Source organism: Pseudomonas sp. LBUM1657 (assembly GCF_059716075.1).
In genome coordinates this window covers 2,872,708-2,886,601 of the sequence record NZ_CP166799.1, presented here as the reverse complement: position 1 = coordinate 2,886,601, position 13,894 = coordinate 2,872,708, and the positions used below count along the sequence as shown (strand labels likewise).

Below are 13,894 nucleotides of genomic sequence, written 5' to 3'. Positions count from 1 at the left end.
CACAGGCTAAGGTTGCCGGCGCCCTCCTCGCCAACGATGATTATTTCGGAATACTTGAATTCAACTCATCAATCGATCAACTGATCGTTGAACCACTCCAGCATCTGCGCCACAGCCGGACGCTCCAGGCGCACCCGTTCGCACACCAGCGCGTATTGGCCGAGCGCCGTCATGCTCGACGTAAAAGGCCGCACCAAACGACCGCTGAGCAAATCTTCCTGAGCCGTCAGGTTGTCACCCATCGCCACGCCCTGCCCTTGCGCCGCCGCCTCCAGCGCCAGGCCCGCATGGGCGAAATACAGTTGCCGTTCCGGGCGCTGGTCGCCGGCATGGCTGGTGAGCCAGGCCGTCCAGGTCTTGCCGTCCTGATCGTCGTGCAACAGGCAGTGACGTGCCAGGTCCTTCGGGTTTTTCAGGGTTCCCTGGTTGAACAGGCCGGGGCTGCACACCGGGAAGAACTGCAATGCCGGCAACGGCCTGACGAAGAACGCACTGCTGTCCACCGGGCCGGTGCCGTAGGTGATCGCCAGGTCGATGTCTTCCCCCGGCGCCGTGGCGTCGATCGGTTGTTCATAGAGGTGCAAGGTGATGTGCGGGTAGCGCGCGTAAAAATCCGTCAGACGACTCATCAACCATTTTTGCGCCAGTTCGGCAGTCACCGCCAGGCGCAACACCGCCAGCGATGATGGATCGCGGAGTTCATCGCAGGCATCGCCGATCAGCTCGAAGGCTTGTTGCAAGCTTTGCATCAGGCGCCCGGCGGCCAGCGTCGGGCGAATCTGCCGGCCCTCGCGCACGAACAGCGATACACCCAGTTGCTCTTCGAGCTGGCGAATCTGATGGCTGACCGCGCTGTCGGTGACACACAACTCCGCCGCCGCTCGGCCGAAATGCGCGTGGCGGGCGGCACATTCGAAGGTTCTGAGTGCAGCCAGGGAAGGAAGACGTCGCATGGGTGAGGCTCACGATTTCAAGGTGCTCATGCTGACTCGGTGGGTGGCGGGCGTCCAGTGGGACCGTGTCATCGTTCTTCGCGAGCAAGCCCGCTCGCACATTGGATCTCCTGCGTTCACAAATCCAATGTGGGAGCGGGCTTGCTCGCGAAGGAGCCGGCACATTCACCACAAATCCAACTGCCCATCACCCTTCCTTATCGTCAATGACTTCCCCCCAAACCCGGCGCATGTTGACCCCTTCAACCGGAGGGATTCGTCATGCTCAACACACTCAAACAAGTCAACTCAACCTCAGCCTTCAACCGCTGGGCCGGCTTCGAAGTCACGCGCGCCGAGAGCGGTGAAGCGGAACTGTCCATGGCTTTTCGTGAGGCCGACATGGCGCAATATGCCGGCTTCCTGCATGCAGGGCTGATCAGCGCGCTACTCGACACCGCCTGCGGTTTTGCCGCGGGAACGGTCGCCGGGAATGTGTTGGCGTCGCATTTTTCGGTCAATTGCCTGGCCCCTGCGGTCGGTGAAGTCTTCATCGCTCGGGGTCGGGTGGTGAAAGCGGGCAAGAAGCAGGTATTTGCTCGCGCCGAGCTGTTCGCGCAAACCGGCGATCAACTGAAACTGGTGGCGACCGGCGATGCGATTCTGGTGCCGGTCTAGGCTGTCTGGATTAGCCCAAGACTCGTCGGAGGTTGCCATGCAACTCGAAGGTTCCTGCCATTGCGGCGCGGTGTCGTTCAGTCTAATCAGCGCCCACCCCTACCCCTATCAGCGCTGCTACTGCTCGATCTGCCGCAAGACCCAGGGCGGTGGCGGTTATGCGATCAATATTGCCGGTGATGCTGCCAGCCTGAAGGTCCGCGGTCGCAAGTACCTCGCGATTTACCGTGCGCGGATCAAGGAAGAAGGCGAGAAACGCGCCCACCGCAGCAGCCTGGAGCGGCATTTCTGCTCGGTCTGCGGCTCGGGCTTATGGATATTCAGCCCCGAATGGCCGGAACTGATTCACCCGTTCGCGTCGGCCATCGACACCCCGCTGCCGGTGCCGCCGGAACACACGCATCTGTTGCTCGGTTCCAAGGCACCCTGGGTGGAGGCAGAGGTGCAGCCTGGCGATAAACAATTCGACCTCTATCCCGAAGAGTCCATCGCCCAGTGGCATGAGCGTCTGGGCTTGAGCCGCTAAGCCCCTTCACAGTCTTTGACAGTTTCTCGACAAAGCTGCCAAAGATTGCGGGCCGGCAGCCGCCTAGCATGGGCGCATCCAACCTCCCTTCGGGTGCTCCCATGTTTCGTTCGCTGTGTCTGTCGTTGACCTCATTCTGCCTGCTCCTTCCTGCCGACTCATTGCATGCCGAAGACTGGCGCTACAGCCTGCGGGCCGGCGCGGCGAGCGTACCCCGTTACAGCGGCAGCGATGAACGCATGGTCGCGCCGCTGATTGGCGGTGAAATCGTCAGCCCTTACGGATTTTTCCTCGACACACAAAAAGGCCTGGGCTGGGCGTTTGACGAGGACGACTTTGGCCTCAGCGTGTACATCGGCGCCAGTGATGTGCGCAAGGATCGCGAGTCGAAATACAAGGGTTCCGATGAGCTCGACGGCATGGGCTCGATCAAGTCACGTCCGGTGCTGGGGCTGGACGGGACATATCACATGGGTCCGATCATTCTTGGGGCGAGTTTCGAACATGCCCTGGAAAAGGACGATGACCCTGACACCGGCGCGGCCTGGAACCGGTTGAAACTGAGCATCAGTGCGCCACTTTATGAGGGCGACTTTGGCAAGGTGGTGGGCAGGCTCAATAGCCAGTTCGGCGACGGCGACTACGTGCGCACCTGGTATGGCGTCAGCGATGCCCAGGCTTCGCGCAGTCAGTTCAGGGCGCATGACACCCACGGTGGACTGGTCAGTCGTGGGGCGGACTTGACCTGGTCGTTGCCGCTCGATGAGGCGTGGAGTGTTTCCACGGTGCTGGCGGTGCAGTATCTGGCCGGTGATGCGGCGGACAGTCCGATTGTCGAACGGCGAATGCAGACTTCGTTGGTTGGGCAGGTGGTGTACACCTTTTGAGATGTGGGCGTTGCTGATGGCCTCTTCGCGAGCAAGCCCGCTCCCACAGGGGAATGCATTTCTAATGTGGGAGCGGGCTTGCTCGCGAAGGCGCTAGTGAGACCGACACAATTAATCCAGATGCGCCCAAGTCATCCGAAACGACGCCCCGCCCCACGGCGAGTCTGTCACTTCCACTTGTCCGCCATGGGACTGTGAAACCCGCCTGACCAGCGCCAACCCCAATCCGAAGCCGCCCGTGCGACGGTCGCGGCTGGCGTCCAGGCGCGAGAACGGCTCGAAGATTTTCTCTCGCCCGTCCACTGGCACGCCCGGTCCGTCATCGTTGACCCGCACTTCATAATGATCGCCAGTACGGATCAATGACACTTCCACGCGCTCATCGGCATAGCGAATGGCGTTGCGCAGCAGGTTGATCACTGCCCGGGCCATGAAACGCGGCTCGATGCGCACCTGATCGACCTGACATTCGACAATCAGCAGTTGCACGCCGGCCGCGTCGGCCTCAAGCGCCACGCTGCCGACCACACTGTCGAGCCAGCTGTTGGCCTGAATATTTTCCCGTGAGATCACCGTGGCGCCGCGCTCAAGGCTGGCGTAGGTCAGCAATTCGGACACCATTTCCTCGAGCTCACCGAGGTCGGCGTACATGTCGGCGATCAGTTCGCGGTTCTGGGTCGGATCAGACAGTTGTTTGAGCTGGTCGAGTTCGAAAGACAATCGCGCAATGGGTGTACGCAGTTCGTGGGACACCGCGTTGGTCAGCTCACGCTGATTGGCGATCAGGCCTTCAATGCGCGCGGCCATCAGGTTGAAGTGTTCGGCCAGGTCGCGGATGTTCGAGCGTTTCGACAACTGGATGCGTGAAGACAGGTCGTTGTCACCGAACCGCTCGGCCGCCAGGCGCAGTTTCTCCAGATCCCGCCAATGCGGGCGCACCCAGAAAAACAGCACGATGCCGATCATCACCGCGATCATCAGGTAAGCCGCAGCAATGTAGAACGGCATCAGACTCGGCTCGGCGGGCAGCTTGATGCTGAGCAACTGCGGGCCGTCGTCGATGCGGGAGATGAATTGCGTGTATTTGTCGCGAATCACCAACAATCCCTGGGCCAGCTCGGCTTTTTCCTGATCACTCAAGGCCAGTTGATCAGCCTCGACCAGGGTCAACCCCAGACCGTAATGCGGGCGCACCGTTTCCAGTTGCCGCTCCCGGGCCGGACCGTCCAGACCGCGCAATTGCTCGGCCAGCGAATGGGCCTGGCCGCGCACCGCTTCCCGGTTGTAGGTCTGCATCTCGTGGTCAAGCAACGCATCGAACGTGCGCTCGACCGTTTGCAGTGCCAGCACCAACCCGACCGTCATCACCAGGAACAACCCAAGAAATAACCGCAGCATCTACAACTCCCACGCGAACGGATTGAACAGGTAACCCTTGCCCCACACGGTCTTGATGCACACTGGCTCGCGCGGATTGTCCTTCAGCTTGCCCCGCAGCTTGCTGATGTAGACGTCGACGCTACGGTTAAGCCCGTCGAACGCGATACCGCGCATGCGGTTAAGAATGTCGTCACGGGACAGAATCTTGCCGGCGGCGCTGGCCAGCAACCACAGCAGTTCGAATTCCATGGTCGTGAGTTCGATGCCCTCGCCCGCCAGCCGCACTTCACGGCAGCTGCGGTCGATGCTCAGGTGGCCGAACTCCAGGGCGCTGCACACGCCGCTGTCCGGGGTTTGACGGCGTTGCAGGGCACGCAGACGGGCCAGCAACACCGGCGGTTTGATCGGTTTGATCACGTAGTCGTCGGCACCGGACTCCAGGCCGAGGATGTGATCGAGGTCGTCTTCCTTGGCAGTGAGAATGACGATCGGTGTGTCGGACACGCTGCGAATCTCGCGACACACGTGCAGGCCGCTCTGGCCCGGCAACATCAGGTCGAGCACGACGATTTTCGGTTTGAATTCGAGAAACGCGGTCAGCGCGAGGTCACCACGGTGTACCTGTCGAACCTCAAAGCCATGTTGGGACAGGAAATGCGCGATCAGCCCGGCGAGCTTTTCGTCGTCTTCCACCAGCAATACTTTGCCAAAACCCAGGTTATCCATAACGACCGTCTGCCAACCCTTGAGTGAAGTGGGCCGCATTATGGCGCCAATCGGTGGCGGGACGGTGATTGCAGGCAGCAAAAACCGGCCTCGGGGGCCGGTTTTCGGAGATGTTTCATACTCTTAAGAGTTTTTAACAATTCACGCCGCGGCGGGTACGCCGCTATGGAAGCGGAATTCCACGTCCGGCGATTCGATCAGCTCCTGCTCGGCGGCACGAACCTTGTCGATCACCTGGCCAATGTCCTTGGCATCACCGTACTGATAAGCCAGTTTCAGGTAACCCTGGAAATGCCGGGCCTCGCTTTTGAGCAATCCGAAGTAAAACTTGCCCAGTTCCTCGTCCAGATGCGGCACTAGCGCCTCGAAACGCTCGCAGCTGCGGGCTTCAATGAACGCACCGACCACCAGGGTATCCACCAGTTTCACCGGCTCTTGATTGCGCACCACTTTACGCAGGCCCGAGGCGTAACGCCCGGCAGACAACTGACGCAGCTCGATCTTGCGCTTTTTCATCAGGCGCATGACCTGCTCGTGGTGCACCAGCTCTTCCCGGGCCAGACGCGACATCAGGTTGATCAGGTCGACGTGGGAGTGATACTTGGCAATCAGGCTCAACGCGGTGCTGGCGGCCTTGAATTCGCAGTTCTTGTGGTCGATCAGCAGGGTTTCCTGATCGGCCAGCGCGGCCTGAACCCAGCCATCGGGGGTGCGGCAGCCGAGGAACTCGTGGATTTCGGGTAGGATCATTGGCTCACGTCCGACAGTTCAAACGGCAGGACGACGACTTCAGGCTTCAGTTGCATGGGGCTCACGGAAAATAGGACTCGGCGAAGGGCGCCGATTATACCGGCCTGCCCGCAGACCACCAGTCGACAACCGTTGATATGCATCAAGTCCCGAATGGCCAACCAGCAACTATAGTTGTCCCACGCAGTATTTTTTACCTTTCAGGAGATCCCGATCATGCAAGCCATTCGCAGCATTCTGGTGGTCATCGAACCCGAACATTCGGAAAGCCTGGCGCTCAAACGGGCCAAATTGATTGCCGGCGTGACCCAGGCTCACCTGCACCTGCTGGTCTGCGACCGCAAGCATGACCATAGCGGCATGTTGGGCGTGCTCAAGGCCGCGTTGCTGGAAGATGGCTACAGCGTCACCACCGAGCAGGCCTGGAACGAAAGCCTGCACGAAACCATCGTCGACGTGCAGCAAGCGGAAGGCTGCGGGTTGGTGATCAAGCAGCATTACCCCGACAGCCCGCTGAAAAAGGCCCTGCTGACCCCGGCGGACTGGAAACTGCTGCGCTACTGTCCGACCCCGGTGCTGCTGGTCAAAACCTCGAAACCGTGGACCGGCGGGGTTATTCTGGCGGCAATCGATGTGGGCAATACCGATGGCGAACACCGCACTTTGCACGCCAGCATCATCGATCACGGTTATGACATCGCCAGCCTGGCCAAGGCCCATTTACACGTGGTCAGCGCCCATCCGTCGCCGATGCTCTCGGCGGCCGACCCGACGTTACAACTCAGCGAAACCATCGAGGCGCGCTACCGCGAACAGTGCAAGGCCTTTCAGGCCGAGTTCGACATTGATGACGAACACCTGCATATCGCGGAAGGCCCGGCGGATGTGCTGATTCCGTACATGGTGCACAAGCTGCAGGCCTCGGTAACGGTCATTGGTACCGTGGCGCGCACTGGGTTGTCCGGGACGTTGATCGGGAATACGGCGGAAGTGGTGCTGGATGCGGTGGAGAGCGATGTGCTGGTGCTCAAGCCGGATACAGTCATGGATCATCTGGAGGAGATTGTGACTCAGCATTGAGATTTTCGGTGCCGGGTAGATCGCTTTCGCGAGCAAGCCCGCTCCCACATTTGATCCGTGTCGTTCACAAATTAGTGTCCGCTGGAGATTCAATGTGGGAGCGGGCTTGCTCGCGAAGCTTTCAAGATTTACCCGCCAAAGGCATCCTTCAGGAACCCTGGTGCGATGTAGCGCTGGTAATGCGCCTCGGACAGCAAAAAGAATTCCCGATCAATGGCATCACGCAATTCCGGCAGGTTCCAGTCGCGAAATTCCGGCATCAGCACCATCCCGTAGGCTTCCAGATTGTTGATCACCCGCGCGCCCCGGGCGATCAGCTGATAAGCCCAGCAGTATTCCGACTGATGCGGCACAAAGCGGATCTTGCGCTGTTCCAGCTGCTGACGCAGGCGCTGGGAATCGAAGATTTCCAGCTTGCTGGCCATCACCTGGGACAACAACTGCTCAAGACGCAGCCACACCGCGCGTTTTTCTTCCTCGTTGTAACCGTTCCAGTTGATCACTTCATGGTGGAAACGCTTGCAGCCGCGGCACACCAGATCACCGTAAACAGTGGAGCAGAGGCCGACGCAGGGGGTCTTGATGGTCTGATTGGGCATAGGTTGGAAAACACGGGAAAGCAGAACAGGTGGGCATGTTAGCCCTTTGTCTAACATTCATCACCCCTCAAAGTTCAGGGCCTCAGGGTCTATTGGACTTTGGTGACGGCCGCGACGGATGCCCGCTTGGTGCAGGGCAAGGCGCGAGGAACGTGGTCTGGTTGTTCCAAATAAGTTCCGAGCAACGCAGCCCTGCACCAATCGGGCACCGGCCCTTCGGGTTGCGTGCCAACGTGCGCGAGGCTGCGTTGCAGGATTTGCCAAGGGAACAACCATGGGCGGCATCCCGCGCCTTGCCTCGCACACGTTGGCCCAGCAACGCGGCTCGCCACCAAAGTCCAATAGACCCTGACTTACGTTAATTTTTTTTTTGCCGTAGAATCAGCCAGCCTTTTAAGGCGCCAATGTCCGTTAGAAGCTGTTTTCAAAGCGTCACGAGCACAGTCGTTCCTTCAGAGCGGTGTTGGCGACGGGTTTTTCCAGCGGGGAAAAGCCCAACGCCAACCCTCATCAGCTCCCGTTCTGCAGGCGTAAAACTTTGAAAGCAGCTTCTGTAAGGGATTGTCGGTAATTCTGGCTAAGTGGCCCACAACGCCATGCAGCGCATGAGTACGGCAATTTCGGGATGAGCGTCCCGGACACCCATTTGGGACCACTGATGAGGGTAATAACTGTGCTTGAAGCCTACCGCAAACATATCGAAGAGCGCGCAGCACTGGGTATCGTTCCCCAGCCGCTAAACGCCGAACAAACTGCAGGCCTTGTAGAGCTGCTGAAGAATCCCCCGGCTGGCGAAGAAGCTTTCCTCGTTGACCTGATCACCAATCGCGTTCCGCCAGGTGTGGACGAAGCGGCCTATGTAAAGGCCGGTTTCCTGTCTGCCCTCGCCAAAGGCGAAGCAAAATCCCCTCTGATCGATAAGAAGCGCGCTGTTGAACTGCTCGGCACCATGCAGGGCGGCTACAACATCGTGACGTTGGTCAACCTGCTGGACGACGCCGAGCTGGCTCCAGTAGCCGCCGAAGAACTCAAGCACACCCTGCTGATGTTCGACGCCTTCCACGACGTGGCTGAAAGAGCCAAGAACGGCAACGTTCACGCCAAAGGCGTTCTGCAATCCTGGGCTGACGGCGAGTGGTTCAAGAACCGCCCGACCCTGGCTGACAAGATCAGCCTGCGCGTGTTCAAGGTGACTGGCGAAACCAACACCGACGACCTGTCCCCTGCTCCGGATGCCTGGTCCCGCCCGGACATCCCGCTGCACGCCCTGGCCATGCTGAAAATGGCTCGCGACGGCATCGTGCCGGACGTACAAGGCTCCATCGGTCCGATGAAGCAGATCGAAGAAATGCGCAACGCCGGCTTCCCGATCGCCTACGTCGGCGACGTGGTCGGTACCGGTTCTTCGCGTAAATCGGCGACCAACTCGGTGCTGTGGTTCTTCGGCGACGACGTTCCTTACGTGCCGAACAAGCGTGCTGGCGGTTTCTGCTTCGGCAGCAAGATCGCTCCAATCTTCTACAACACCATGGAAGATGCGGGCGCACTGCCAATCGAGTTCGACGTCACCAACATCAACATGGGCGACGTGATCGACCTGTACCCGCACGCTGGCAAAGTCTGCAAGCACGGTACCGACGAAGTCATCACCACCTTCGAAATGAAGACCCCTGTGCTGTTGGACGAAGTCCGTGCCGGCGGTCGTATTCCGCTGATCATCGGCCGTGGCCTGACCGACAAGGCTCGCGCCGAACTGGGTCTGCCAGCGTTCGACCTGTTCAAGAAACCGGATGCCCCGATTGAAAGCACCAAGGGTTTCACCCTGGCGCAGAAAATGGTCGGCAAGGCGTGCGGCGTAGCCGGTGTGCGTCCAGGCACCTACTGCGAACCGAAGATGACCACCGTTGGTTCCCAGGACACCACGGGCCCGATGACCCGCGACGAACTGAAAGACCTGGCGTGCCTGGGCTTCTCGGCCGATCTGGTAATGCAGTCCTTCTGCCACACCGCGGCTTATCCAAAGCCGATCGACGTGACTACCCACCACACCCTGCCTGACTTCATCATGACCCGCGGCGGCGTTTCCCTGCGTCCGGGCGACGGCATCATCCACAGCTGGCTGAACCGCATGCTGCTGCCGGACACCGTCGGCACCGGTGGTGACTCCCACACCCGTTTCCCAATGGGCATTTCGTTCCCGGCCGGTTCCGGTCTGGTCGCCTTCGCCGCTGCCACTGGCGTGATGCCGCTGGACATGCCGGAATCGATCCTGGTGCGCTTCAAAGGCAAGATGCAACCGGGCGTCACCCTGCGTGACCTGGTTCACGCCATTCCTTACTTCGCGATCCAGGCTGGCCTGCTGACCGTCGAGAAGAAAGGCAAGAAGAACGCCTTCTCCGGCCGCATCCTGGAAATCGAAGGCCTGGACAACCTGAGCATCGAACAGGCTTTCGAGCTGTCCGACGCCTCGGCCGAACGTTCGGCTGCCGGTTGCACCATCAAGCTGTCGAAAGAGTCGATCACCGAATACCTGCAATCGAACATCACCCTGCTGCGCTGGATGATCGGTGAAGGCTACGGCGATGTGCGTACCCTGGAACGTCGTGCTCAAGCGATGGAAGCCTGGATCGCCAACCCTGAGTTGATGGTTGCCGATGCTGACGCCGAATACGCTGAAATCATCGAAATCGACCTGGCCGACATCAAGGAGCCTGTGCTCTGCGCGCCGAACGATCCGGACGACGCCCGTCTGCTGTCCAGCGTTGCTGGCGAGAAGATCGACGAAGTGTTCATCGGTTCGTGCATGACCAACATCGGTCACTTCCGCGCTGCCGGCAAGTTGCTGGAACAGGTCAAGGGTCAGCTGCCAACCCGTCTGTGGCTGTCGCCGCCGACCAAAATGGACGCTCACCAGCTGACCGAAGAAGGCTACTACGGCATCTACGGCAAGGCCGGCGCACGCATGGAAATGCCAGGCTGCTCGCTGTGCATGGGTAACCAGGCACGTGTAGAGCCGAACTCCACCGTGGTGTCGACGTCGACCCGTAACTTCCCGAACCGTCTGGGTGACGGCGCGAACGTTTACCTGGCTTCGGCTGAGTTGGCGTCCGTTGCTTCGATCCTGGGTCGCCTGCCGACCGTCGAGGAGTATATGGAATACGCTGGCAAGATCGACAGCATGGCGGCTGATGTTTACCGCTACCTGTCCTTCGACCAGATTGCGGAGTTCCGTGAAGCTGCTGCGAACGCCAATATCCCGGTTGTTCAAGCCTAAGGCTTTCACGCTGTAGAAGACGCCGCGTATCGTGAGATGCGCGGCGTTTTTTTATGCCTTTTGGGACTTGGCGCTCTAATTGATGGTGTACATATCCGTTTTTGCGGTTACGGCTACTGGCGGTTTCGCTTTTACAGCGAGTGGCCATCACCGCAGCAACGGATATGCACACAATCAAAAATCCCCGTCGGCGATCAGGCCGCCATCGCAGGCAAGCCAGCTCCCACAGTTGACCGAGTACGACCGCACTACCCCGCACGTCCCCCAAAAAAAACGGCCAACCCACAATGCGGATCAGCCGTAATTCATCAAATCAAATCAAATCAAAAGAAGCCCGCAGCCCTCAAGCACTCAACGACCAACGCCGAAATCGCCACCAGCCCCACCGCCGCCACAAAGACATTGGAAGCCTGACCCCGAAAACGCGCCATCGCCGGCACCTTGCGAATTGCATACATCGGCATCAAAAACAGAATCGCCGCGATGATCGGCCCACCGAGCGTTTCGATCATCTTGAGAATGCTCGGATTCAGCGTAGCGACAATCCAGCACACCACCAGCATGAAAGCTGCAGTCATGCGGTCCAGGGTCTTCGGTGCCGGACGCTTACCGGTTTTCACGATCAGACCTTTAAGCCCTTCGCTGGCACCGATGTAATGCCCCAGGAACGACTTGGAAATCGCCACGAACGCGATCAACGGCGCCGCGAAGGCGATGGTCGGGTTGCTGAAGTGGTTGGCCAGGTACGACAGAATCGACAGGTTCTGCGCCTTGGCTTCGGCCAGTTGGGCCGGCGACAGGGTCAGTACGCAACTGAAGACGAAGAACAGCACCATCACCACCATCAAAGCGTGGGCACGAGACAAAATCTGCGAGCTGCGCTCTTCGGCGTGAACGCCGTAACGACGCTTCTGGTCCACGGCGAACGCCGAGATGATGGGCGAGTGGTTGAACGAAAACACCATCACCGGAATCGCCAGCCACAGGGTGTGCAGCAACGCCGACGGCTCAGGCAGCGTGGACGCGGTGGCCAGGATGCCGCCGTTCCAGTGCGGAATCAGGAACACCGCCAGGAACAGCAGCGCCACGATGAACGGATAGACCATCAGGCTCATGGCCTTGACGATCGCTTGCTCGCCGCAACGCACCACCGCCAGCAGGCCGAGGATCAGCACGAACGACAACACCGCGCGCGGTGGCGGCATGATGTGCAGTTGATGCTCAAGGAAACTGCCCACGGTATTGGTCAGGGCCACGCTGTAGATCAGCAGGATCGGGAAGATCGCGAAGAAGTACAGCAAGGTGATCAGCGCGCCGGCCTTGATTCCGAAATGCTCTTCCACCACTTCGGTGATGTCCGCGCCTTCGCGTCCGGACAACACGAAGCGGGTCAGGCCACGGTGTGCGTAAAAAGTCATGGGAAATGCCAGCACCGCCAGGATCAGCAACGGCCAGAAGCCGCCCAGACCCGCGTTGATTGGCAAAAACAGCGTGCCGGCCCCGATGGCCGTGCCAAACAGGCCCAGCATCCAGGTGGTGTCATGGCGATTCCAGCTTGTAAGAGTCGCTGGTGTCGCCGCTACATAGCGTTCGTCGACGCTATTGGCCTGATCATTCATCCGGTGGGATCTCCGCATTCCGGTCAGTTGCTACCCGGTCAGGACGAGTCGGAAAAACCCGACAGGCAGCGCCCTGGCCGAAACAGGGGCGCGATTGTCCGGGATTAGTGAACAGAAGCAAAGACTTAGCTGAGGAATGGTTGTGCAGATCAGATGACGGCGAGCACAAAGCCCCCTGTGGGAGCGGGCTTGCTCGCGAAAGCGGCTTCTCATTAAACATCTCTGTTGCCTTACACACTGCCTTCGCGAGCAAGCCCGCTCCCACAGGGATTTACAGTGTCTGGGAGATCTTCTTTCATCACCGCACAGCATTCCTCGCTTGATAAAGGTCTTCCATCATGTATTTTAAATCGACCTGCATTCCTCTTGGAGTCAACCCATGCCACTGGTTCGCGTCGACATCAAAAAGCATCAGGACCCCACCCACGCCAAACGCATCGGACAGTTGATCTACGCCGCCATGCACAGCGCCATCGGCGTTCCGGAGAATGATAATTTCCAGATTCTTGCCGAACACGATGAACAGCATTTCATCTTTGATCCCGGATACCTGGGCATCGATCGCACCGACAATCTGGTGGTGATTCAGATCACCCTGAGCGAAGGCCGCACCGTCGAGCAGAAAAAACTCCTCTACAAAACCATCGCCGAGAGCCTTAACGCAGAGCTGTCGGTGCGCCTGGAAGATATTTTCATTAACCTGGTGGAAGTGAAGAAAGAGAACTGGTCCTTCGGCAATGGCATTGCCCAGTACGCCCTCTGATTCCCACCTTTTATCTACCTGTGAGCCCCCAATGCCCCGAGTCTCCCGCAAGCAAGCCGAACTCAACCGCGAGATCATCGTCGAGGCCGCCATGCGGCTGTTTCGTGAGCGCGGTTTGCACGGGATCAGCGTTGTCGATGTGATGGGGGCTGCCGGCCTGACCCATGGCGGCTTTTATGGGCATTTCGAATCCAAGGAGGCCCTGGCGCGGGAGGCCAGCGGCCGCGCGTTCGAGGAAGCTGCCGGACGCTGGAAGGAACGGATCGCCGCCCATGACGATAAAAGCGCCGCCCGCCAGGCCTTGATCGAGCCGTATCTGTCCGCCGTCAGCCGTGACAATCCGGGCGAGAGCTGTCCGGTCGTGGCCTTTGCCGGGGACATGTGCCACGAAGCCGGCGAGAGCGCTTTGCGTGAAACGTTCATGCAAGGCCTGAACAACCTGCTCGACACGTTGGGGCCGTTGATGGATTCAGACGATCCCCAAGGCAACCGGCAGCAAGCGTTGGTGCAGTACTCGCTGATGGTCGGGGCGCTGACACTGGCGCGGGCCACCCGTGGCGATGCCTTGTCGGATGAAATCCTGGAGGCTGCGCACACCTTCCTGACGACTCAAAAATCTTTCTCTCCTGTTCCGCTATGATCATCTGATAGAGCAGCAACCTTTGGTGATTGCCAAAGCG

13 protein-coding genes are annotated in these 13,894 nt (G+C 59.4%); 7 read left to right on the top strand and 6 right to left on the bottom strand.

All coding sequences use genetic code 11. The features are described from left to right. Positions 1 to 68: 68 nt before the first annotated feature. The gene (locus tag ACA055_RS13350) at positions 69 to 953 is read right to left on the bottom strand and encodes a LysR substrate-binding domain-containing protein (RefSeq protein WP_497684062.1); all 885 of its coding nucleotides are present in this window, start codon (positions 951 to 953) and stop codon (positions 69 to 71) included. 261 nt (positions 954 to 1,214) lie between these two features. Here ACA055_RS13350 and ACA055_RS13345 point away from each other — a divergent pair, with 261 nt between their 5' ends. The 3 genes from ACA055_RS13345 (at position 1,215) to ACA055_RS13335 (ending at position 3,023) form a co-directional block, all read left to right on the top strand. Next, entirely contained in the window at positions 1,215 to 1,610 is a 396-nt protein-coding gene (locus tag ACA055_RS13345) for a PaaI family thioesterase (RefSeq protein ID WP_497684061.1), read from the top strand. A 37-nt stretch (positions 1,611 to 1,647) separates the two neighbouring features. Next, on the top strand, positions 1,648 to 2,136 hold the full coding sequence (locus ACA055_RS13340; protein WP_497684060.1) for a GFA family protein: 489 nt from the start codon (positions 1,648 to 1,650) through the stop codon (positions 2,134 to 2,136). Positions 2,137 to 2,237: 101 nt separating this feature from the next. Continuing rightward, positions 2,238 to 3,023 carry a MipA/OmpV family protein gene (locus ACA055_RS13335; RefSeq protein ID WP_497684059.1) on the top strand — a complete coding sequence of 262 codons (786 nt, stop codon included), beginning with the start codon at positions 2,238 to 2,240 and terminating at the stop codon, positions 3,021 to 3,023. A gap of 111 nt (positions 3,024 to 3,134) precedes the next feature. On the opposite strand, the gene ACA055_RS13330 is transcribed toward ACA055_RS13335, so the two are convergent. The 3 genes from ACA055_RS13330 to ACA055_RS13320 form a co-directional block, all read right to left on the bottom strand. After that, a complete protein-coding gene (locus ACA055_RS13330) occupies positions 3,135 to 4,421 on the bottom strand; it encodes an ATP-binding protein (RefSeq protein WP_497684058.1) in 1,287 nt (428 codons plus the stop codon). After that, entirely contained in the window at positions 4,422 to 5,129 is a 708-nt protein-coding gene (locus ACA055_RS13325) for a winged helix-turn-helix domain-containing protein (protein WP_497684404.1), read from the bottom strand. Positions 5,130 to 5,270: 141 nt separating this feature from the next. After that, positions 5,271 to 5,879 (bottom strand): MiaE family protein, encoded by a 609-nt coding sequence (locus ACA055_RS13320; protein WP_497684057.1) that lies wholly within the window; start codon positions 5,877 to 5,879, stop codon positions 5,271 to 5,273. 216 nt (positions 5,880 to 6,095) lie between these two features. On the opposite strand from ACA055_RS13320, the gene uspL reads away from it, so the two are divergent. Continuing rightward, positions 6,096 to 6,959, top strand: a complete 864-nt coding sequence (gene uspL / locus ACA055_RS13315) for a universal stress protein UspL (RefSeq protein ID WP_497684056.1) — start codon at positions 6,096 to 6,098, stop codon at positions 6,957 to 6,959. 128 nt (positions 6,960 to 7,087) lie between these two features. Here uspL and ACA055_RS13310 read toward each other — a convergent pair whose 3' ends face one another. Next, positions 7,088 to 7,558, bottom strand: a complete 471-nt coding sequence (locus tag ACA055_RS13310) for a DUF1289 domain-containing protein (RefSeq protein WP_497684055.1) — start codon at positions 7,556 to 7,558, stop codon at positions 7,088 to 7,090. A 673-nt stretch (positions 7,559 to 8,231) separates the two neighbouring features. On the opposite strand from ACA055_RS13310, the gene acnB reads away from it, so the two are divergent. Then, positions 8,232 to 10,832: a bifunctional aconitate hydratase 2/2-methylisocitrate dehydratase gene (acnB, locus tag ACA055_RS13305; protein ID WP_497684403.1), complete on the top strand. Its 2,601-nt coding sequence runs from the start codon at positions 8,232 to 8,234 to the stop codon at positions 10,830 to 10,832. A gap of 323 nt (positions 10,833 to 11,155) precedes the next feature. On the opposite strand, the gene ACA055_RS13300 is transcribed toward acnB, so the two are convergent. Then, entirely contained in the window at positions 11,156 to 12,451 is a 1,296-nt protein-coding gene (locus ACA055_RS13300) for a serine/threonine transporter (protein WP_497684054.1), read from the bottom strand. Between the two features lie 379 nt (positions 12,452 to 12,830). Here ACA055_RS13300 and ACA055_RS13295 point away from each other — a divergent pair, with 379 nt between their 5' ends. Both ACA055_RS13295 and ACA055_RS13290 read left to right on the top strand, forming a co-directional pair. Next, positions 12,831 to 13,214, top strand: a complete 384-nt coding sequence (locus ACA055_RS13295; protein WP_497684053.1) for a tautomerase family protein — start codon at positions 12,831 to 12,833, stop codon at positions 13,212 to 13,214. A 31-nt stretch (positions 13,215 to 13,245) separates the two neighbouring features. Next, positions 13,246 to 13,854 (top strand): TetR/AcrR family transcriptional regulator, encoded by a 609-nt coding sequence (locus tag ACA055_RS13290; protein WP_497684052.1) that lies wholly within the window; start codon positions 13,246 to 13,248, stop codon positions 13,852 to 13,854. Positions 13,855 to 13,894: the final 40 nt, after the last annotated feature.